Source organism: Enterococcus sp. SB12 (assembly GCF_030910025.2).
GTDB lineage: Bacteria > Bacillota > Bacilli > Lactobacillales > Enterococcaceae > Enterococcus_B > Enterococcus_B faecium.
The window spans coordinates 873,205-895,058 of sequence record NZ_CP175675.1; the positions used below are offsets into that span (position 1 = coordinate 873,205).

At 38.7% G+C, this 21,854-nt stretch carries 17 protein-coding genes and 1 pseudogene; 14 read left to right on the top strand and 4 right to left on the bottom strand.

Annotation, left to right across the window (positions count from 1 at the left end; translation table 11 throughout):
- Positions 1-4 precede the first annotated feature (4 nt).
- The 13 genes from RBL01_RS04200 (at position 5) to copB (ending at position 15,940) form a co-directional block, all read left to right on the top strand.
- Positions 5-532 (top strand): DUF5590 domain-containing protein, encoded by a 528-nt coding sequence (locus RBL01_RS04200; RefSeq protein ID WP_002348809.1) that lies wholly within the window; start codon positions 5-7, stop codon positions 530-532.
- Between the two features lie 20 nt (positions 533-552).
- Positions 553-1,743, top strand: a complete 1,191-nt coding sequence (locus RBL01_RS04205) for a pyridoxal phosphate-dependent aminotransferase (protein ID WP_002325036.1) — start codon at positions 553-555, stop codon at positions 1,741-1,743.
- Between the two features lie 39 nt (positions 1,744-1,782).
- A complete protein-coding gene (asnS, locus tag RBL01_RS04210) occupies positions 1,783-3,081 on the top strand; it encodes an asparagine--tRNA ligase (RefSeq protein ID WP_002291771.1) in 1,299 nt (432 codons plus the stop codon).
- A gap of 1,176 nt (positions 3,082-4,257) precedes the next feature.
- Positions 4,258-4,932, top strand: a complete 675-nt coding sequence (locus tag RBL01_RS04215; protein WP_002294865.1) for an SGNH/GDSL hydrolase family protein — start codon at positions 4,258-4,260, stop codon at positions 4,930-4,932.
- Positions 4,929-5,270, top strand: a complete 342-nt coding sequence (locus tag RBL01_RS04220; protein ID WP_002323870.1) for a hypothetical protein — start codon at positions 4,929-4,931, stop codon at positions 5,268-5,270. The genes RBL01_RS04215 and RBL01_RS04220 overlap by 4 nt, the downstream gene beginning before the upstream one ends.
- Before the next feature lie 29 nt (positions 5,271-5,299).
- A complete protein-coding gene (locus RBL01_RS04225) occupies positions 5,300-5,659 on the top strand; it encodes a YccF domain-containing protein (RefSeq protein WP_002288776.1) in 360 nt (119 codons plus the stop codon).
- Positions 5,660-6,182: 523 nt separating this feature from the next.
- Positions 6,183-8,264 (top strand): heavy metal translocating P-type ATPase, encoded by a 2,082-nt coding sequence (locus RBL01_RS04230; RefSeq protein ID WP_002294860.1) that lies wholly within the window; start codon positions 6,183-6,185, stop codon positions 8,262-8,264.
- Between the two features lie 310 nt (positions 8,265-8,574).
- The gene (locus tag RBL01_RS04235; RefSeq protein ID WP_002288779.1) at positions 8,575-10,041 is read left to right on the top strand and encodes an APC family permease; all 1,467 of its coding nucleotides are present in this window, start codon (positions 8,575-8,577) and stop codon (positions 10,039-10,041) included.
- Positions 10,042-10,287: 246 nt separating this feature from the next.
- Entirely contained in the window at positions 10,288-10,827 is a 540-nt protein-coding gene (locus tag RBL01_RS04240) for a hypothetical protein (RefSeq protein WP_002294858.1), read from the top strand.
- A gap of 73 nt (positions 10,828-10,900) precedes the next feature.
- Entirely contained in the window at positions 10,901-11,341 is a 441-nt protein-coding gene (locus RBL01_RS04245; RefSeq protein WP_165537986.1) for a CopY/TcrY family copper transport repressor, read from the top strand.
- Positions 11,342-11,353: 12 nt separating this feature from the next.
- A complete protein-coding gene (copZ, locus tag RBL01_RS04250; RefSeq protein ID WP_002289040.1) occupies positions 11,354-11,563 on the top strand; it encodes a copper chaperone CopZ in 210 nt (69 codons plus the stop codon).
- Positions 11,563-13,749, top strand: a complete 2,187-nt coding sequence (locus RBL01_RS04255; protein ID WP_002325801.1) for a heavy metal translocating P-type ATPase — start codon at positions 11,563-11,565, stop codon at positions 13,747-13,749. The genes copZ and RBL01_RS04255 overlap by 1 nt, the downstream gene beginning before the upstream one ends.
- Positions 13,750-13,768: 19 nt before the next feature.
- Positions 13,769-15,940: a copper/silver-translocating P-type ATPase CopB gene (gene copB, locus RBL01_RS04260; protein WP_002327341.1), complete on the top strand. Its 2,172-nt coding sequence runs from the start codon at positions 13,769-13,771 to the stop codon at positions 15,938-15,940.
- 111 nt (positions 15,941-16,051) lie between these two features.
- On the opposite strand, the pseudogene RBL01_RS04265 reads toward copB, so the two are convergent.
- From RBL01_RS04265 to RBL01_RS04280, 4 genes and pseudogenes are all read right to left on the bottom strand, one after another.
- Positions 16,052-18,223 (bottom strand): annotated as a pseudogene (locus tag RBL01_RS04265) (transglutaminase domain-containing protein).
- Positions 18,213-18,965: a DUF58 domain-containing protein gene (locus RBL01_RS04270; RefSeq protein WP_307780956.1), complete on the bottom strand. Its 753-nt coding sequence runs from the start codon at positions 18,963-18,965 to the stop codon at positions 18,213-18,215. The pseudogene RBL01_RS04265 and the gene RBL01_RS04270 overlap by 11 nt, the downstream one beginning before the upstream one ends.
- A complete protein-coding gene (locus tag RBL01_RS04275; protein ID WP_002299544.1) occupies positions 18,962-19,285 on the bottom strand; it encodes a hypothetical protein in 324 nt (107 codons plus the stop codon). The genes RBL01_RS04270 and RBL01_RS04275 overlap by 4 nt, the downstream gene beginning before the upstream one ends.
- A 13-nt stretch (positions 19,286-19,298) precedes the next feature.
- The gene (locus tag RBL01_RS04280; protein ID WP_307780961.1) at positions 19,299-20,174 is read right to left on the bottom strand and encodes a MoxR family ATPase; all 876 of its coding nucleotides are present in this window, start codon (positions 20,172-20,174) and stop codon (positions 19,299-19,301) included.
- A gap of 326 nt (positions 20,175-20,500) precedes the next feature.
- Between RBL01_RS04280 and RBL01_RS04285 the strand changes: the two genes are divergently transcribed.
- Positions 20,501-21,790, top strand: a complete 1,290-nt coding sequence (locus RBL01_RS04285; protein ID WP_002327338.1) for a hypothetical protein — start codon at positions 20,501-20,503, stop codon at positions 21,788-21,790.
- Positions 21,791-21,854: the final 64 nt, after the last annotated feature.

Sequence of the window (21,854 nt, forward strand, 5' to 3'; positions counted from 1 at the left end):
AGGAATGAAGATAAAGGAGCGACGACCCTTGAAGAAAAAACAGACAAAGGAAAAAACGATTAATCGCGTGTTACTTGGCTTGATCGTATTTTTATTAGCGGTCATCGTGATCAGCTCGATTTTTTACTTGCGTTCCAGTCGTCCGGCGGTGCAGGCGAAGAAAGAAGCAGTAGAAATCGCAAAGAAATATGCAAATCTTGAGGAAGCCGATCATTTTTATTGGTTTACTCGAAAGAAGACATACTTTTCACTGACAGGTACAAATGATAAAGGAAAAGAAATCGCCGTTATCATTCCTAAATCTGGTGAAAAAGTAAAAGTATTGGATCAAACAAAGGGACTGACTGAAAATGAAGCAAAACAGACAATTGCTGCGGCCCATCCTGAAATCCAAATCGAAAAAGCTGCTTTAGGGATGTATGATGATCAGCCTGTGTGGGAAGTAGTAGGAAAAGAAACAAATGGGAAACTGAATTATTACCTGATTGGCTTTGAATCTGGAGATGAAGTCAAGACAATCAAGGGAATTTAAAAGGTAAAGGAATGAATGGGATGGAGTTATCAAAAAGAACAAAACGATTAGAACCGTCTGTCACTTTGGCAGCTGCGGCAAAGGCCAAGGCATTAAAAGCCAAAGGCAGAGATGTGCTGAGTTTGACTGTGGGAGAACCGGATTTTGCGACACCAGAAAACATCCAAGAAGCAGCAATCGAAGCAATCCGCAATGGGAAAGCTAGCTATTATACACCAACAGCAGGAATCCCAGAGCTTCGACAGGCAATCGTTGATTATCTGAAGAAAAACTATGGACTTGTCTATGAACCTTCACAAACAGTCGTAACAGACGGAGCGAAATTTGCTTTGTATACCCTTTTCCAAACGATCCTTGACCCGCAAGATGAAGTCATCATTCCTGTGCCTTACTGGGTCAGTTACGGTGAGCAAGTAAAACTGGCAGAAGGACTTCCTGTCTTTTTGAAAGGGGAAGAATCCAATAGCTGGAAAGTTACTGTTGAGCAGCTAGAACAAGCACGTTCAGAAAAAACAAAAGCCGTAATCATCAATTCTCCATCGAATCCGACTGGAATGATTTATAGCAAGAATGAACTGCAGGCAATCGGTGAATGGGCAGTAAAAAATGATATTTTGATAGTTGCTGATGATATTTATGGCCGTTTAGTTTATAATGGCAATGAGTTTACTCCAATTGCAACGATTTCAGAAGCAATCAAAAATCAGACCATCATCATCAACGGCGTGTCTAAAACATATGCGATGACAGGCTGGCGCATTGGTTATGCGGTGGGAAATCCTGTGATCATCAATGGAATGATCGCTGTTGCTTCCCAATCAACTAGCAATCCGACAGCAGTCAGTCAATATGCAGCTGTTGAAGCATTGAAAGGCGAGCAAGATACAGTGGAAGAAATGCGGAACGCCTTTGAAGAACGCCTGAATACGTTATATCCGCTTGTGGCAGAACTGCCGGGTGTTTCTCTTGAAAAGCCACAAGGAGCTTTTTATCTTTTTCCTAATGTAAAAGAAACGCTACGCATGTGTAAATATGAAAATGTCACACAATGGGTAGAAGATCTTTTAGAAGAAACAGGGGTAGCGCTTGTGACTGGCGAAGGCTTTGGGGCACCAGAAAATGTCCGCATGAGTTATGCCACTGATCGCGCTACGTTAGAAGAAGCGGTACGCAGAATCAAGCAATTTATTGAGAGTAAAAGTCAAAATTAATCCTGAAGAAATTCAAGGAATATAAAAGGAGAGTCATACGTGGAACAAATTCAAATCATCGATTCGAAAAACCATGTGGGAGAAACAGTAACAATCGGCGCTTGGGTCGCAAATAAGCGATCAAGCGGAAAAATCGCATTTTTACAATTAAGAGACGGAACAGCCTTTTTCCAAGGTGTAGTTGTAAAAAGCGAAGTGCCGGAAGAAGTTTTCCAAACAGCTAAAAATCTGCACCAAGAAACATCCGTGTTAGTAACTGGAGAAATCCGTGAAGACAGCCGTTCAAAATTTGGTTATGAAATCGGAATTACAAATGTGGAAGTGGTAAGCGAGAGCCACGATTATCCGATCACACCAAAAGAACACGGAACAGACTTCTTGATGGATCATCGTCATTTATGGCTACGTTCTTCAAGACAACATGCGATTATGCAGATCAGAAATGAAATCATTCGTGCAACGTATGAATTCTTTAATCAACATCATTTTGTCAAAATCGATCCGCCGATCTTGACTGGTTCCGCACCAGAAGGCACTACGGATCTATTCGAAACAAATTACTTTGATCAAAAAGCTTATTTATCTCAAAGTGGCCAATTATACATGGAAGCTGCTGCTATGGCTTTCGGAAAAGTCTTTTCATTCGGTCCGACTTTCCGTGCTGAAAAATCAAAAACACGACGTCATTTGATTGAATTCTGGATGATCGAACCAGAAATGGCTTTCACTCATCAAGAAGAAAGTTTAGAAGTACAGGAACAATATGTAGCATTCTTAGTACAAAATGTTTTAGATCATTGCGAATACGCATTAGATGTACTAGGACGAGACAAAGAAGTCTTAAAAACTTATACAAAATTGCCATTCCCTCGTATTACTTATGATGATGCGATCGAATTACTGAAGAAAAATGGATTTGATGACATCGAATGGGGCGAAGACTTTGGTTCACCTCATGAAACGTTCATTGCGAATTCATTCGAACAGCCTGTCTTTATCCTAAACTATCCAAAAGCTATCAAGCCATTCTACATGAAACCACATCCAACAAGAGAAGACGTGGTAATTTGTGCAGATATGATCGCACCAGAAGGTTACGGTGAAATTATTGGCGGAAGCGAACGGGCAACGGACTATGATTTCTTGCTAGAACAAATCCGTAATCACGGTTTGGATGAAAAAGAATATTCATGGTATCTTGATCTACGTAAATACGGTTCTGTTCCGCACTCTGGTTTTGGTCTAGGCCTTGAACGAACAGTCACTTGGATTGCTGGTATCGACCATGTGCGTGAAGCTATTCCATTCCCACGTTTGTTGAACCGAATTTATCCATAAGAGGTGATGAAAAAGCTGTTCTGCATCAAGTAATTAGAACAGCCAAGCAAAAACAGCTGTTCATGTTTTGAATTGGCGGGACTTATTACCGCAGATGTAAGCTTTTGAACACCGTTTAGTGGAGAGGTTGTGAAAAAGCTGTTTAGTTTCGAGTATTAAGAAAAATTTTGTGGAAATGGCTTTCCACATTTTTGCATAAATTTGGCTTAATACCGAGAAACTGGCTTTTGAACACCGTTTAAGGAAGAGGTTGTGAAATCAGTGCCTTGACCTGAGTATTAGAGAAACAAAACGGAAAAATAGCTTCTCATATTTTACCGTTTTTTTAGCTAATATCGAGGGTCAGCTGATTGAACACCGTTTATATCAAGAGGTTGTGCGCCTGCCGTTCAGCTCCGAGTCACAAGGAGTAATTTCAAAAAACAGTTTTTCATGTTTGATGACTATTGTGACTTGTGACCGAGGAGTTGGCCGGAGAGCAACGTTTATTTAAAAAAAAGAACTGCGAACTCTCGCAGTTCTTTTTTTAAAATACGGGATAAAGGAAGTTTCCAGCAGACAAGAGAAGAAAGCAAAAGAAATTGCTATTTGATTCACAAGGTTCTATAACGAAATCGCAATCAATCAAACATTTACAAAGAAGGTAATTCAAATGGAAATCTGATTTGATGATGCTTCTGCTGTTGAAATAAAGCAGCATCTAGCACCTGAAAACAAACTAATAGTAACATTCGAAGATGGAGTAGGTCCGTATTTTCAGCATGCAATAATCCATATGTAAGTTCAATTCACCCTTGAAATCATCGGACCAGATAAAGTTATGACCAATCTATCCCAAGCAATCTAGAAGAGATATTAGTAAAGGGACATTTACTAGAAGTCTTAGATGAGCCTATAAATATATGTTTTGATGGCGTCATCAGTGGTCTGATTGACGGAAGCTTGGGTATGATCGATCTCTCTGGACCAAACAACGAAGGAATCAAGGGGAATCCGGCACGTTAAGAAAAAAATAGCATAAAAAACTAGACACTTGATGAGCGTTCATTCAATTGTTTGAAGGGACTAGGCTGGTGTCATTTTTTATACATATATTTTCTCTTTCATCTTGATAGGGCTTATGGGATAATATAAGGAAGAAAATCATCGTTTTATTCAAAAAGGAGTTTTTGACAAATGAAAAAACGTATATTATTTATCGGTGATAGTATTACAGACGCAGGAAGAGACCGAGCAGAAGCAACTGATCTAGGTAAAGGTTATCCACTTTTGATTGCCGGAAAACTAATCTCCCAATATCCAACGATGGAATTTGAATGCGTGAACCGTGGGATAGGAGGAGACAAAATTGCAGATCTGCAAGTACGCTGGCAAGAAGATTGTTTAGCTTTACAACCTGACTATGTATCGATTTTGATCGGAATCAATGATACCTGGCATAATACTAGCGATCAGGCTATATTCGGAACTGAGAAATCTGCTCAGCAATTTGAATCCGTTTATCGAAAATTACTAAATGAACTTCAAAAAGCGGGAATCTGCAACATCATCTTGATGGAGCCGTTTGTACTTCCTATAACCGACGACCGTCATGGCTGGCGTAAAGACTTAGACCCTAAAATCCAAATTGTTCGTAAACTTGCTAAGGAATATGGCGCATTGCTGGTTCCTTTAGATGGTATATTCAATGCTTTAGGGATTGCTTATGGTTTTTCGAAATATACAAGAGAAGATGGGGTCCACCCAACGATTGGCGGACATGAGATCATTGCACAAAGCTGGATAGATGCAATTGCCGCAGTCGATTTTTTTAGTGGAGATAAAAATGAGCGAAAGAAAAGTGAAAAATGATGGAAATAAGGTGGGCAGTAAAAGAAGATTTACCTCAAATCAATCAGCTGATTACTGATCATCCAGAATCATTCGTAAAAGCAAAAACGGCAGCTGACCTAAATGATAAGAATAAACTATTGCTCATTGCTGTAACAAAAGAAAAACAGATTATCGGATTTGCGCAAGCGGACGTGCAACAGTCAGAAGAACGATTGGATCAGCGACCATCAGGAAAACTAATCCAACACACATTAGTAACAAAAGAAAATACGAAAGAAATCCAAAAAAAATTTGCAGAATACTTGATGCTGGAAGCTAAAAAAAGAAGAATAAAATCAATTTTTGCCCAGTTTTAATCAAAAACAGTAATAGAAGGAGAAATACAATGAGTTGTTTAGGAAATGTCATCTGGTTTATATTCGGCGGACTAATCGGTGGTCTTAGCTGGTTAGCAGCGGGGATACTTTGGTGTATCACGATCATAGGTATCCCAATCGGTATGCAATGTTTTAAGATCGCCTCCCTTTCTTTTGCGCCTTTTGGCAAAGAAGTAATTTATCACCAGTCTGGCATGTCATTGATCGTTAATATCATCTGGCTGATCGTTTCAGGCCTACCAATTGCTCTCGCACATGTCGTCAGCGGCATCCTTCTATGTATCACGATCATAGGGATACCTTTTGCCAAGCAATCTTTCAAACTTGCTCGATTGGCGTTGATGCCATTCGGTGCAGAAATTGTATAAAAGAGAATAATAAAGGTTAGATAACGCATAGAGTCAGGTGGGATACATGTATTTCACCTGACTCTATGCGTTTTCCTGCATAAGTTCTTCCATGTGACTTTTACGTCTTTTATTTATATGGGATTACTGTTTATGGAAAGTTGAAATAATTTTCATTAAAGAACTCTTTCTATATTTTTGAAAGCGTAGTGGAGCTTCGAATATCTGGGAAGGACATTTTGCAGGGATTGAAAAAAGATATTGTCCTATCGAAAAATTAATGAATTTAGACAAATTGCCAGCAACAGGCTTCAAACTTAGTTGCTATCCTGTCAAGATCAAGAAGGCAAGTGCGGGTTGGATAAGAGCAGTGGCAATGATCGAAAAGAAAAAGAAAGAATAAGCCAAAACATCTGTATGGAAGAAATTTTCCGATGCAGATGTTTTTCATTTTTTCTTTCGGATACCTTGACATATGAATAAACATTCATTTATAATTAGTTATGAAGAGATATTCATATGTTGAGGCGAGGAGGTCATTAAAATGAAAAGTTACAGATTAGAAGGTTTAGATTGTGCGAACTGTGCAATGAAAATCGAAAAAGGAGTTCAGAAAATCAATGGAGTCAAGGAAGCAACGGTAAACTTCACTTCTGGAAAACTAACGATTGACGCAGAGGAAGATCATTTGGCTACGATTGAACAAGAAACAAAAAAAGTAGTGAAGGAATTAGAACCAGATGTCAAAGTAACAGAAATAGATAAGGAAAAAGTATCTGAACATGGAAATGAAAAAGAGAGAAATACGCTGTTCCGGATTTTATTTTCCCTTGCAGGTATCGCTTTATTGCTATTATTTGATTTTAATGAACCAATTCGCTTGATAGGGTATTTATTGATTTATCTGCTGATAGGATATGATGTAGTGAAGAAGGCAGTGATGAATATCGTCAAAGGAAAAATCTTTGATGAGAATTTTCTTATGTCTGTTGCTACGATTGGCGCTATGTTGATCGGTGAATATCCAGAAGCCGTAGCAGTGATGCTATTTTATCAAATCGGCGAGTATTTCCAAGGATTGGCAGTCAGTCATTCAAGAAAATCGATTCGCGAATTGATGGCGATCCGTCCAGAAACAGCTCACGTGCAGACGGCGGAAGGATTGATGACCGTGAACCCTGAAGACGTGCAGATCGGTCAGTTTGTACTTGTGAAGCCTGGTGAACGTGTACCGTTAGATGGAACGATCATCGAAGGAGAATCATTAGTCGATACGTCAGCACTTACAGGAGAATCAGTCCCTAAATCTGTATATGTTGGTGAAACAGTATTAAGCGGATTTATCAATAAAAATAAACCATTTTTAGTTCAAGTAGAAAAATCTTATGAAAATTCTACTATCAGCAAATTATTAGAATTAGTAGAAAATGCCAGCAGTAAAAAAGCACCAGCTGAAAATTTCATTACTAAATTCGCGCGCTATTACACACCAGTCGTTGTAGGATTGGCCGTTTTATTAGCTGTTTTACCTCCACTTGTTGTTTCTGGAGCGGCGTTTTCTGAATGGATCTATCGAGCATTGACATTTTTAGTGATCTCATGTCCATGTGCATTAGTGATTTCCGTGCCACTTAGTTTCTTTGGCGGTATCGGAGGAGCAAGTAAAATCGGTGTATTAGTAAAAGGTTCAAATTACTTGGAGTTGCTTGCACAAACTGAGACAGTGGTATTCGATAAAACCGGCACATTAACGAAAGGTGACTTTTCGATCCAGACGATCGATACAAAAATCGATCCAAAGATATTCATGCAATATGTTGCGAGTGCAGAACAGTTTTCTACACATCCGATTGCTCAATCTGTTTTAGAAGGCTACGCAGGTCCGCTTTTACCAACAACTAATATCCAAGAATTTGCAGGTGAAGGGATCTTAGCTGAAGTTGATGGCAAACAAGTATTAGTAGGTAATCACAAATTGATGGAAAGATTTGAAATCTCTTTTCCTTCAAGTCAAGAAATCGGTACATTGCTTTATCTAGCGATCGATCAAAGTTACAGTGGTTATCTTGTTATTGCAGATACCTTGAAAGAAGATGCCGTAGACGCATTGGTTCAATTAAAACAGGCTGGTGTGAAGAACACAGTCATGTTGACGGGCGACTCGAAAAAAATTGCTGATCATATCGGGAAGCAAGTAGGCGTGGACAAGATATATAGCGAATTGCTTCCAGAAGATAAAGTGCAGCGGTTAGAGGAAATCTTACAAAGAAACAATAAAAAGACCGCATTTGTCGGAGATGGAATCAACGATGCACCGGTGCTAGCAAGAGCAGATGTAGGAATCGCAATGGGTGGATTGGGAAGCGATGCTGCAATTGAAGCAGCAGATGTAGTCATCATGAATGATCAACCATCGAAGATTGCAGAAGCAATCCATTTAGCAAAGAAAACATTGAAAATCGTCAAACAGAACATTGTCTTTGCTATTGGGATAAAAATTTTGGTACTTGCCTTAGGTGCTTTTGGTTTTGCATCAATGGGAGATGCAGTATTTGCAGATGTTGGGGTGACAGTATTAGCTGTTTTGAATGCCATGCGAAGCTTGCATGTAAAAAATAAACGTTGATCAATGAAGAGGACGAATGAACGTCCTCTTTTTTTTATATCCTTTTCTTAATGAAAAATGTAAAGAAAATAGATAAGATTATAAAATAACTAATGTTTTTAATTTTGCAGAAAATTCAAAATAGCTTGAAATTCAATAAGGTCAATGAAATAAAAGAAAATAACTTATTTTTTTGATGGAAAAAATATGAAAAAACGATGTGTATTAAATAAAAGAATACACACATAAAATAACACTGTCTTGTAAGTTTGTTAAAAATTGAATATGATTACATCTGGATAACAAATTTTTATCATAAAGGAGAGAACGAATGAACAACAAACAATTACGCTGGTTTACTGTTGCGTTAATTGCATTTAACATGGTTTGGGGCATGGGGAATGTAGTTAATAACTATGCTCAGCAAGGAGTATCAGTTGTCACCTCTTGGCTATTGATTTTGGCCATTTATTTTATTCCATACGCATTGATCGTTGGACAATTAGGATCAGCCTTCAAGGATAGTAAAGGAGGCGTCAGTTCATGGGTCGAAAATACGACATCTAATAAACGACTGGCATACTATGCCGCTTGGACTTACTGGGTCGTCCATATTCCTTATTTGGCACAAAAGCCTCAAGCAATCCTGATTGCTGGCGGTTGGGCAGTCCAAGGAAATGGAAATATCGTAAATACGATGTCAGTACAAATGGTAGCAGTTATTTCACTTATTATATTTCTTGCCTTTTTATATTTATCAACAAAAGGACTTTCTACTTTGAAAGTGATTGGTGGACTGGCCGGAACAGCGATGTTCGTCATGTCGATCTTATTTATTCTTTTAGCTGTAACGGCACCGTTCATCAATCCAACGATGGAATTTGCCACACCACATATGAATCAAGTGAAAACATATATTCCAACATTTGATTTCAGTTATTTCACAACCGTTTCGATGCTAGTATTTGCAGTTGGAGGAGCGGAAAAAATATCCCCTTATGTCAACTCTACAAGAAATCCTGCAAAGGAATTTCCTAAAGGGATGATCTTCTTAGCAGCAATGGTAGGGATTTGTGCTGTATTAGGCTCAGTCGCAATGGGTATGCTGTTTGCTAGCGATAATATTCCTAAAGACTTGATGGCAAATGGGGCATACAGTGCTTTTCAAATTTTAGGTAATTACTATGGTATCGGTAACTCATTGATGATCATTTACGCATTGACAAACATGATTGGACAAATCTCCGCATTAGCCTTTTCAATTGATGCACCACTAAAAATCTTGTTAGCAGATGCGGATCCAGAATTTGTACCAAACTGGCTACGTAAACGTAATCGTAAAGGTACATTGGTGAATGGTTATCTTCTGACAGGTATACTAGTAGGAATCATTATTTTGTTGCCGATCTTTGGTATCAAAGATATGAATGAATTAGTAAAATGGTTGACGAACTTGAACTCAGTTGTCATGCCAATGCGTTACCTATGGGTGTTCTTGGCATATATGATGTTGAATAAAGCTTATAAGAAATTCAATTCTGAATATAAATTTGTTAAAAATCCAAAAATCGGTTTTATCTTTGGTGCTTGGTGCTTTGCCTTCACTGCGTTTGCATGTATCCTAGGAATGGTGCCAAAAGTAGATTATACTGCTGATCCTAAAGCATGGTGGTTCCAATTATTCACGAATATCATCACACCAATCGTCTTGATCTTATTAGGTATGATCTTGCCAGCAATTGCTCGTCGAGACAAAAACAAAGAAATCACTGAACCAGAAACAGTGGTTCAGCCTTAAAATAGAAATACTTGTTACAAGAGGTTGTGAAAAAGCTGTCCTGCATCAATTAATAAGAACAGCCAAACAAAAATAGCCCCTCATATTTTTCGTTTGGCTGGGCTTATTACCGCAGATGCAAGCTTTTGAACACCATTTATTCGAAACAAGGGACTTTGACACGACTTTTGTCACAGTCCCTTGTTTTTTTGCGGCGTTATAAGTGGTATGATCAAATCAAAATGATAAGAGAAGTGAGGGAGAAGAATGAAGATCATCGTGATTGGACAAAGTGGGTCGGGAAAATCGACCCTCGCAAGGAAGATCAAAGAAATCACCGGCTTTCCGCTACTGCCGCTAGACCTTTTATGGCATACGACAGATTACAGCATCCAAGCAAAAAAGTGGTTCATACAACAACAGCAATCATTTATGGAGACTAATCATTCATGGATCATTGAAGGAAACTATACTTCTACACTAGGAAAGAGGATTAAAGAAGCAGATAAGATCATTTGGCTACAAGTTCCGCGTTGCCGGGCGATTTATCGAGTGATTTTACGTTCCCTCAAAAGAAAGATAAACAAGAAGACCCGACCAGATATGCCTGAGACATTTTCAGAAAGATTCGATAAGGAATATCTGGAATTTCTGTCTTTCATCTGGCATTTTGAAGAAACCCATGAACCCGAAATACAGCAGCTGATCCAAGAAAACCATGCACAAAACAAACTGATTATCCTTAAAACAAGAGGGGAAAAACAAGAATTTTTAACTAAATTGAAAATAGAGAGCAAAAATAATTGACAGTTTTTGTTTACAAGTGTAATCTGTATCCATAAGTTATTGATTACATTTGTAAACGAAAGGTGTGAAATAAATGGAAAAAGTCAAAACGCCAGTAAAGATCAGTGATTCAGAGTGGGAGATCATGCGTGTTATTTGGACACTTGGACAGACGACAGCCCAAGAAATCACGCAGATCTTAGCTGATTCGATGGATTGGAAACCAGCAACGATCAAAACTTTGCTGGGACGTTTGGTAAAAAAAGAAGTGATCTGGACAGAACAAGAAGGAAAAAAATTCATTTATCATCCAGCTGTCTCGGAGATGGAAACAGTTCGCAGTGCGACGGAAAATCTTTTTTCCCATATCTGTGCAAAAAGGATTGGAGAGACGATTGCGGATCTAGTAGAAGAAGCCACTTTGACTCAAGAAGATATCAATGAGATTTTGAAACAACTGGAACAAAAGCAAACAGTAGATACGATCGAATGTAACTGTATCCCAGGTCAATGTGAATGTAAACAACATCAATAGGAGGAAGAAAAAATGAAACAACAATTTTCAATCGAAGGTATGAGCTGCAATCATTGTGCAGCAAGAGTAGAAGAAACAGTAAGTGCACTTGACGGCGTGCAAAAAGTGAAAGTAAATTTGAAAAAAGCAAACGGTACGGTCAAGTTTGATGAAACAAAAGTTCAATCCGAAAAGATTTGTCAAGCAATCAATGGATTGGGTTATAAAGCAGAGGTGATTTGATGGCAACAGCAGAAACCAAAATGGATACGTTCGTCATTACAGGTATGACTTGTGCAAATTGTTCTGCTAGAATCGAAAAAGAGCTGAACGGACAACCTGGTGTGGTCAATGCCACAGTCAACTTGGCCACTGAAAAAGCAAGTGTCAAATATGAAGGGACGACCACTGAAAAATTAATCCAAAGCGTAGAAAACATCGGCTATGGTGCAATTTTGTACGATGAAGCCCACAAACAAAAAATTGCAGAAGAAAAGCAAGCGTATTTGAAAAAAATGCTATTCGATCTTATATTGAGTACGGTTTTGACTTTGCCGTTGATGTTGTCAATGATTGCTATGATGTTAGGAAGCCATGCGGCGATTGTTCACTTTTTTCATTTTCCAATCGTCCAGTTAGTGCTGTCTGCTCCTGTCCAATTTTATGTCGGTGCTCGTTTTTATAAAGGTGCGTACCATGCAATCAAGACGAAAGCACCAAATATGGATGTATTGGTAGCAATTGGAACATCGGCTGCCTTTGCATTGAGCATTTACAACGGATTTTTCCGTGGACACCCCCAAGATCTTTATTTTGAAAGCAGCAGTATGATCATCACGCTGATTTTGCTCGGCAAATATTTGGAACATACAGCAAAAACGAAAACAGGTAATGCAATCAAACAATTGATGTCTCTTCAAACAAAAACCGCCCAAGTGATAAGAAACGGGAAAGAAGAAACGTTAGCGATTGAAGAAGTAGTCGTTGGTGATCAACTAGTCATCCGTCCTGGTGAGCAGATTCCAGCAGATGGTCGAATTATTTCAGGAAGCAGTGCGATAGATGAAAGTATGCTTACTGGTGAAAATCTTCCTGTAGAAAAGAATCCGGATGACGCGCTTTTTGGCGGGACAATCAATACGAATGGTCTGCTACACATGGAAGTCACACAAGTCGGCAAGCAGACAGTATTAGCGCAAATCATTCAAATGGTGGAAGATGCTCAAGGGAGCAAAGCACCAATCCAAAAAATCGCAGATCGGATCTCAGGGATTTTTGTTCCGATCGTATTAGTCATCGCGTTTATCACGCTCATAGCTACAGGTTTGATCACTGGTGATTGGCAACTCGCATTGATCCATAGTGTCTCTGTATTAGTCATTGCGTGTCCATGTGCATTAGGTTTAGCGACTCCAACAGCTATTATGGTAGGAACGGGTGTTGGTGCACGAAATGGAATTTTAATTAAAGGCGGAGAAGCATTAGAAGCAGCTGCTCACTTAGACAGCATTGTTTTGGATAAAACTGGAACGATTACAGAAGGAAAGCCCAAAGTTACAGATCTAGTCGGTTCTAAAGAAGTCCTATCTATTTTTTATACTTTAGAACAAGCTTCTGAACATCCACTAGGTAAAGCAATCGTGGAATACGGAAAACTGCAAGAAGCAGCAACATACGATATGATTGATTTTACAGCCCACCCAGGTGCTGGGATCAGCGGTACGATTAATGGAGTACGCTATTTTGCGGGTACACGTAAACGATTAATTGAATTGAACCTATCATTTGATGAATACCAAGAACACGCGTTAGAATTAGAACAGCAGGGAAAAACAGTCATGTTTTTAGCTGATGAAAAGCAAGTGATCGGGTTGATTGCCGTGGCTGATCAAATCAAACTAGAAGCCAAACAAGCAATCAAGCAGCTCCAGAATAAAGGATTAGATGTTTTTATGCTGACAGGAGACAACAAACTGGCAGCCGAAACGATTGGTAAACAAGTTGGTATTGATCCAAAGCATATCTTTGCTGAAGTACTTCCAGAGGATAAAGCAGCCTACGTAGAAAAACTTCAGAAAGATGGCAAAAAAGTCGGTATGGCAGGCGATGGAATCAATGATGCACCGGCCTTAGCATTAGCTGATGTCGGTATGGCAATGGGAAGTGGAACGGACATTGCGATGGAAACAGCCGATGTGACGCTGATGAATAGCAGTTTGGCATCCATTGCACAAACAATCGAGTTGTCTAGGTTGACATTGAGAAAAATCAAACAAAATCTTTTCTGGGCTTTTGTCTATAATACGATTGGTATTCCTTTTGCCGCACTAGGCTTTTTGAATCCAATCATTGCAGGAGGAGCGATGGCGTTTAGTTCCGTCAGTGTATTGTTGAACTCCCTGAGCTTAAATCGACACATGAAAAAGTAAGAGAAGGGATGGAGTAAAAATGAATGGGAACGATATGGAGAAAAAACATGAGCATAAAAAAGAAGTAGTAAACAAAGAAAGTACAGAATCTCATGAAAAACAGATGGAGATGAAACATGACCATAGTCAGATGGATCATTCCATGCACATGGGACATAACCATGGAGATATAGCAAACAGCAAACAAATGGACCATTCGATGCACATGGATCACGATCATGGCGGCATGGATCATTCCATGCACATGGGAAATTTCAAACAAAAATTTTGGCTATCGCTTATCCTAGCTATCCCAATCATTCTTTTTTCACCAATGATGGGAATGGAATTTCCATTTCAAGTAACGTTTCCTGGTTCTGATTGGCTCGTATTGATCTTAGCAACTATACTATTTATCTATGGCGGTCAGCCATTTTTAAGTGGAGCTAAGATGGAATTGAAACAAAAAAGTCCTGCTATGATGACACTGATCGCGATGGGGATTACAGTTGCATATATTTATAGTGTCTATTCGTTTATCGCAAATCTGCTCAATCCACATACACACGTCATGGATTTCTTCTGGGAATTGGCTACTTTGATCGTTATTATGCTACTAGGTCACTGGATTGAAATGAATGCTGTGTCGAATGCCAGCAATGCTTTACAAAAACTAGCAGAATTACTGCCAGAATCAGTGAAACGCTTGACGAAAGATGGAAAAGAAGAGACAGTTTCATTGAAAGAAGTAAACGAAGGTGATCGTTTGATCGTCCGGTCTGGTGATAAAATGCCAACAGATGGTGTAATCTTGAAAGGTGAAACAATTGTTGACGAATCAGCTGTGACTGGCGAATCAAGAGGAATCAAAAAACAAGCCAATGACAAAGTGATTGGCGGTTCTATCAATGGGGATGGAACGATCGAAATCGAAGTAACTGGAACTGGTGAAAATGGTTATCTAGCGAAGGTTATGGAAATGGTGCGAAAAGCACAAGGAGAAAAATCCAAGCTAGAGTCATTATCTGACAAAGTGGCAAAATGGCTGTTTTATGTCGCATTAATTGTGGGTATCCTGGCATTCATCGCCTGGTTGTTCTTGACAGATCTTCCTAATGCATTAGAACGTATGGTAACAGTCTTTATCATCGCCTGTCCTCATGCTCTAGGTTTAGCTATCCCATTAGTTGTTGCTCGCTCCACATCAATAGCAGCTAAAAACGGATTACTTTTGAAAAACCGCAATGCACTGGAGCAAGCCAATGATCTAGATGTGATCATGCTGGACAAAACAGGAACACTAACAGAAGGAAAATTTACTGTAACGGGTGTCGAAGTACTTGATGATGCGTTCAATAAAAATGAAATCCTTCAATATCTAGGAGCCTTGGAAGCGAATGCCAATCATCCATTGGCTGTTGGCATTATGAATTATTTGAAAGAACATGAAATCAAGCCTTATCAAGCTGAAAATCTAAAAAATCTTTCAGGAGTCGGGCTAGAGGCAACAGTCAAAAAACAACAAGTGAAAATAGTTAATGAAAAAGAAGTTGAGCGTCTCGGATTAAACGTAGAACAAGCATTATTGAAACCTTACCAAGAACAAGGAAATACCATCAGCTTCCTGATTTTAGAAAATCATCTAGCTGCAATCGTTGCTTTAGGTGACGTAGTAAAAACAGAAGCAAAAGAATTTATCCGAACATTGAAAGAAAGAAAAATCACTCCTGTCATGCTTACTGGTGACAATAAAAACGCTGCCCAAGCAGTAGCAGATTATTTAGGGATCGAAGAATATTATGGCGGTTTATTACCAGATGATAAAGAAGCTGTTGTCCAGAAATACCTTGACCAAGGGAAAAAAGTAATCATGGTGGGTGATGGGATCAATGATGCGCCAAGTTTAGCCCGTGCTTCAATCGGGATGGCAATCGGTGCAGGGACAGATATCGCAATCGATTCTGCGGATGTCGTATTGACAAACAGCGATCCAAAAGATATTTTGCATTTTCTTGATCTAGCCAAGCAAACGCGAAAGAAAATGATCCAGAACCTCTGGTGGGGGGCAGGTTACAATATTCTTGCAATTCCGCTAGCAGCCGGAATTCTTGCGCCAATTGGTATCATATTAAGTCCAGCAGTTGGTGCTGTCTTGATGTCGTTAAGTACGGTAGTTGTAGCTCTAAATGCTTTGACATTGAAAATCAAATAATAATGAAAAAAGGTTGTGACAAAAAACGTGTCACAACCTTTTTTTCGAGTAATCGATACTCAATCAGCTGGTTCTCGGCATTCCAGAAGTAGATTCTCCAGAAATTTTATCTTATTTTTTGAAGCGGCTCCCTTTTGTCAGAATTTTTTTGTATACCGTTTTTCTTATTATACGCGTTATTTCTAAATAGGTTTTTTTATCGAATTTTACCGGATCTGCTTGTCGTCCATATATTTCTGCTTCATATTGAGTAGTTAATCGAATGAAACGCAGATCTAGCTTGAATTCTTGTTCTATTCGCAGGCTATATTCCTGCAAAGATTCTGCGGGTTTGCGCGGTACCAATGTTTCCAAAGGGTTAAGAAGTTTTTGATATGCAATCGTATTAGTAGAAGCAAAAAAATGAAGATAGATAAGATAACTTGTCCAGCGCAGAGATTTTCTGAATAACAATAGAAAGAACAACAAGACGGATAAACACACTCCAAGGCTGAATAAGACGATTTTATAAGCTGGTGTGAGTGTTGTTTCTTCTGATGGAATGACCTCAGATCTCTCACTGGAAATAGTTTCTGCCATATTTTCGCTTTCATTTGGTTGTTCGATAGCAGGCTGGACGGTTTCGGTTGTTTCAGCAACTGGTTGTGAACCCATTGGATTGGCAAATGAAGGGGTTGGTTCAAATGGAAGCCAGTCAAATCCAGGAAAGTATACCTCTGGCCAAGAATGAGCATGACTATTGAGAATGCTGTATTCCTCATTCCCTTGATTATCTGTGCCTGTTCTGAGCCCATTTGTAAAACCTTTTGTCCAGCGAGCTGGGATACCAAGTGTTCGAAGAAGGACGACCATAGAAGTTGAAAAGTTGTCACAATAGCCGACTTTTGAATCAAAGAGGAAATAATCCACATAATCGTGTTCTTTCGGAGTATGCCCGGTATCCGTTTTGGAATAGCGGAAATTTCCGCTTGTTTTTAAATACTGTTAGACAGCTTCGACTTTACGAATTAAAGTTGCTTCATTTTTGGTCAATTCGACCGCCAAGTCCTCAATACGTTTAGGCAAACTTTTTGGCAATTGAAGATTTGTCTGCTGATTTTCTAAATCATCAGCTTTTAACTGACTGCTTTTTAATTCTTCTCTCGTAAAAACTAACCTTTCTGTTTGTAAAGTTGCAGAACGTGTCGATTCATTCGGGACAGGAATGAATCGCTGGCTTTCAGGCAAATAGTAAAGCGTTTGTCCACTAGCTAATGAAAAATCAGTCAAGGTAGTATTTCCATAAGGATAAGGTAAGAAAGCTTGTTTTTTTAGGGTCAATGTAATGTTTTCTTTGTCTTCTATAACGGTTTGGTAGCTCGTGATGTCAACAGGGAATTCTTGGATTGGTTGGATGGGTGCGTCCTGATCTTCTATCCATCCAGAACCGGTGTAATGATTTTTATTTTCGATCTTCCAATAGCCATTTCCTTTTTGGTTCGCTGTAAAAACAACTTCGCCATTATCATATAAAGGTCCACCAAGCTGTTCATCATTCTCACTGAAGCCTGTTCTTGCACTTCCGGTTAATTGATACTCATGGAGTGTGTCATAAAGCCCTTCATCATTAAGATATTCTCGGATCGGTTCACTCGTTTCCTCGAGAGATTGGTGTACTTTCGGAAGATATAAAGGCAAGATAGCGCTAAAAGTTAAGAAACAAATAAGCAGAACTGTAGTCAATGACTGGAATCGAGTGTTTCCCGACAACAACCGGATGGAGAAAAATTGCCTTGCTGCCAGATACACGAACAAAACAGTTACTACCGCAATCATTTCGTACAGTAAATCTTTTTTCCGAAAAACGGTAAGCATCATGAAGTAAGCCATCAAAGAAAGAAAGGGTGCGTACCAATAGTCGTAATCCACGGTCAATGTAATAAATAAATAGATCAGCAACATTATGAGAAAAAAAGCTGTCTTTTCTGGCAAATAATAAAGTTTACCTTGGGATAGATGGAAGAATTCCTCTGTAACTGACGAAAAAAACTGTAAGATCCATAATATGGAAAATGTCTTCGAAGGAAAATATAAAAACAAACAACCTATCATTACTGGCAAAGAAAGCAGCAAACGTACCCATTTTTTAGGAATACAGCAGACAATAAGGCATAGGACACCAATAGTTAGGATAAGAAGGTAGCTGTTTTGCAATTGATTAGCTACTACAAATATCGGAGCACCTACACTTAGTATCACAAAGGAGTAAACGCCACGCAGCCATTTTTCCCGTTTAATCGTCAATCCATTCACCTCCTGGCAATGAACATATCTTGTCTTTTTCTTGGACCATGAGTTGTTTTTCTACGAAATAAACAAGATAAGCCGTTCGATCTTTTGACAATGTTTCAATAGCTTCTGAGACTTCAGGAGAATTCTCAGGAACAAAGAGGACGATTTGTTTTTTTGCATATTTTTTCAAGTGTGCGAAAAAAGCTTTCTCATCGCCAGCTTCTAAAGAAGCAAAATAGGTATGACCGGGGTCTTTGCCATGAAAGGCGCGGTTGCCTAATATCAGAAGTTCCGGCTGCTTTTCTTTTCTCAAATGCCATAAAGAAAAATACAAGTCTAGCAGAGGTTCAAATTTTGGACTGGGCGAACCCCAAAAGCAAAAAAGAGGAGAACATTCTTCTTCTTGATAATCGTATTCACGGTATAACCACTCTTGAGTATGAGCAGACAATTTCCAATCGATTCGGTTGAAAGAATCACCTGGACGATAAGCGCGATGTTCCCGAAAATCAAGACCTCTTTGGTACGCGTTCAGCTGCTGTTTTTTTTCCAGAACTCTCTGTAATTTTTCTGCTTGAATCTTACAAAAAGCAGGCAGAACAGTCACAGGAAAAGAGATCTCTCTTTTTGCACTTTTTCTGAAAAGTCCTAGACTATCATAGGCTGTAAAAATGACAGTTAATGTTTCATGGCATCCTCTTTCTTTTGGCTGCCAAAGCATTTGGACTTCTTGCGGTTTATTTGTAAGAATCAAAATCTCTTGTTTTTTTCTGCAAAGATTGCTGGGAAGCCGATTTGTAAACGAGGGAGAGGTAAAGAAAAAGTTCTCTTTTTTGCTATGGAAAAAATAACCTGCATACTTTTTTTGCGATAAACGAGTGGCTGCAATGTACAAGTAACCGAAAGTTTCTTTAGAAAGCTGCTTAATGAAATCAAGCTCCATGATACATAAAGAGTAAAAAAGGCCAACAAGAACCAGCCTAAAGAATTGTTGAATACAAGAGCAAAAAGCACAATGATGAAATATACCAGAAATAACACAAAATTAATGAAATAATCTTTGATTTTTTCCATTGTCTACCTCAATCTACCTCACAGGAATAGGAATTTGTGCAACAAGAGTATGAATGATTTGTTTCTTTTCGTCTTCCTTCAATGAACGATCGTAAAAAATCAGGCGATGGGAAAACACGTAAGGAACTAAATCCTGCAAATCTTTGGGCGTGACGTAATTTCTCCCATGGATTAAAGCATAAGCTTTTGCTGCCTGAATAAAGGAAAGGCTTCCTCGTGGACTGATGCCAAGCTGGATGGCAGCATGACTTCTTGTTGCTGACACTAACTGCAAGGCATAAGATGCCACTTCGGGACTGACAAAGACATTCGCCACATTTGTTTTTATTTCTTCTATTTCATAACTGTTCAATACTTCATTTAAGTTATCCAACACTTTTTCGAATTTATCCAAAAGTAGCAAAAGTTCGTCATCAAAAGAAGGATAACCGATTTGTAGTCGGAATAAAAAACGATCGAGCTGTGCTTCCGGCAAAGGATATGTTCCTTCGTACTCGATTGGATTTTGCGTAGCTAAGACAAAAAAATGATTGTCTAGAGGGTATGTATTGTTGTCGATCGTTGCATGATTCTCGGCCATTACTTCTAAAAGTGCTGACTGAGTACGAGGAGTCGTACGATTGATCTCATCTGCCAACAAGATCGTGGTAAAGATCGGTCCCGGACGAAATTCAAACTCTTTTGATTGTGAATTGTATACGGAAAAACCAAGAATATCACTAGGCAGCAGATCAGGAGTACATTGGACTCTGCTGAAGGTTTCCTGTACAGCTTTTGCTAGTGCTTTGACCAGTAACGTTTTACCTACACCGGGAATATCTTCGAATAAGACATGACCACCTGCTAATAGGGCCACGATCATCAATTGGATAGTTGAACGTTTGCCGATGACCGCTTTTTCTAATTCTTATATCAACTGATCGATTTTTTGTTTGGATTCTTCTATTTTTTCTTCCATTTTCACATCACCTTCTCATAAAATCGCTATTTATTTCATTGTAATGGAAGGGAATACATCCTACAAGCAAAGTGATCTTATTATGTTTTTTTAAAGTACATTCGTTTTGAAATGAGAATACGATTAAATTGAGTAAAATAAAAAATAATGAGGAAGATTTGCGTATTTAAATAAATAGAAAGGGAGTTTTTTATCTTTTTAGGAGTGAACTCATTTTGATCAAACAATATGTTTAGAAATCAGGTGAGAAATGATCGATGAGATGGCAAAAACTATTATCAAAAAATGCACAGAATTTATTTTCACTAATCAATCTAATGAAAGATTTGATCTGGCGAAAAGCTGATTTAGCTGAAGAACTGAAAATCGATGTTAAAACAGTGGATCGGCATCTGAAACGTTTGGCGGAAAGCGACTGTCCCATTCAGCTGATTCTTCATAAGAAAACCGTTCAGTTAGTTTATGATCAAGGATATAGCGAACCTTATCTCTTGTTTGTTTTTCTGATCCAATCACCCCCGTTTTGTTTACTGAAAAATCTGCTATTAAATGAACCTTACGAGCAGAAGTACGATCGTTCTACGCAAGAGCGATTGAGAAAGTGGTTTGGCGAGTACCACCTTTCTTTTTCTTATAAAAAAGCACAGATCTTTGGTTCAGAAAGAAAAGTAAGATATCTGCTGTTTTGCTTTTTGAAAGATTTTCCGCATTTTTTTGCAGATGATGGAGAGCAGTCCTTTTCTGAGATGTTCATCCAATTATTGAAGCAAAGAAAGGATCCGGCAGAAATCGAGATTTTAGGAGACAGTCGAACACTATTCTTTGAATTGTTTCCTGAATTGCTATTTAGAGAGGAGCAGATTTTGCCAATAAAAGAAAAAAATTATCTAGCAATTTTGCGCTTGAGCTGTAACCAGATTACTGAAAAGCGGTGGAAACGGATAGAAGAGACACAAGACTATCGGAAATTGACGATTGTGACTGAAAAGCTTGATTCGCTGTTTTGGCTGAATAGCGAATTTGAGAGCGAAAGCAAATCAAAGCTGATAAAAGTACTTTACCAAGAATGGCTTCGTTACGTAATTGGTATCCATGACCGGCTGATAGAAGAAGTTCGTTATTATCAGGAAACATTAGAAAAATTTCCCAATTCCAAAGATAAACTATATCAATTTCGGCTAGCGATCCAACAAGCACTTGCACACCCCGCAGTAGAGTGGGGGATGCTTTTACTGAAAACACTCCAGGAACGAGGGTATTTAGATGTCCACCCTCCTGAAGTGAAAATCGTCTTTTTTTTTCGCTATGAACACCAAGAAGCAAGAAGACTTGCTGGGGTACTGAACAAAACGCTAAGACATCGAAAACGGATCTCTATACATGTATGTACTCGAAATAAGCCGCCTCGGTATGCAGATCTAGTGATCACCGATCATTTTTTTCCACTAGACCATAACGAAGATCAAAAAACGTATCTGTACCATCCTTCATTTGGTATCGAAAGACTTCTTACCGATATCAATTACTGGTTAGGCAAAAACCGATAAAACCTTTGGAAAAAAGATCAAAACAAGTCAGTCTGTGCTATAATAAAAAGCGATTAGTAAAGGA

Excerpts from the sequence above, each read along its gene's own strand:
- RBL01_RS04200 (WP_002348809.1), top strand. The coding sequence starts at position 5 with ATGAAGATAAAGGAGCGACGACCCTTGAAGAAAAAACAGACAAAGGAA.
- RBL01_RS04205 (WP_002325036.1), top strand. The coding sequence starts at position 553 with ATGGAGTTATCAAAAAGAACAAAACGATTAGAACCGTCTGTCACTTTG.
- RBL01_RS04215 (WP_002294865.1), top strand. The coding sequence starts at position 4,258 with ATGAAAAAACGTATATTATTTATCGGTGATAGTATTACAGACGCAGGA.
- RBL01_RS04220 (WP_002323870.1), top strand. The coding sequence starts at position 4,929 with ATGATGGAAATAAGGTGGGCAGTAAAAGAAGATTTACCTCAAATCAAT.
- RBL01_RS04225 (WP_002288776.1), top strand. The coding sequence starts at position 5,300 with ATGAGTTGTTTAGGAAATGTCATCTGGTTTATATTCGGCGGACTAATC.
- RBL01_RS04230 (WP_002294860.1), top strand. The coding sequence starts at position 6,183 with ATGAAAAGTTACAGATTAGAAGGTTTAGATTGTGCGAACTGTGCAATG.
- RBL01_RS04235 (WP_002288779.1), top strand. The coding sequence starts at position 8,575 with ATGAACAACAAACAATTACGCTGGTTTACTGTTGCGTTAATTGCATTT.
- RBL01_RS04240 (WP_002294858.1), top strand. The coding sequence starts at position 10,288 with ATGAAGATCATCGTGATTGGACAAAGTGGGTCGGGAAAATCGACCCTC.
- RBL01_RS04245 (WP_165537986.1), top strand. The coding sequence starts at position 10,901 with ATGGAAAAAGTCAAAACGCCAGTAAAGATCAGTGATTCAGAGTGGGAG.
- copZ (WP_002289040.1), top strand. The coding sequence starts at position 11,354 with ATGAAACAACAATTTTCAATCGAAGGTATGAGCTGCAATCATTGTGCA.
- RBL01_RS04255 (WP_002325801.1), top strand. The coding sequence starts at position 11,563 with ATGGCAACAGCAGAAACCAAAATGGATACGTTCGTCATTACAGGTATG.
- copB (WP_002327341.1), top strand. The coding sequence starts at position 13,769 with ATGAATGGGAACGATATGGAGAAAAAACATGAGCATAAAAAAGAAGTA.
- RBL01_RS04275 (WP_002299544.1), bottom strand. The coding sequence starts at position 19,285 with ATGGAAAAAATCAAAGATTATTTCATTAATTTTGTGTTATTTCTGGTA.
- RBL01_RS04285 (WP_002327338.1), top strand. The coding sequence starts at position 20,501 with ATGAGATGGCAAAAACTATTATCAAAAAATGCACAGAATTTATTTTCA.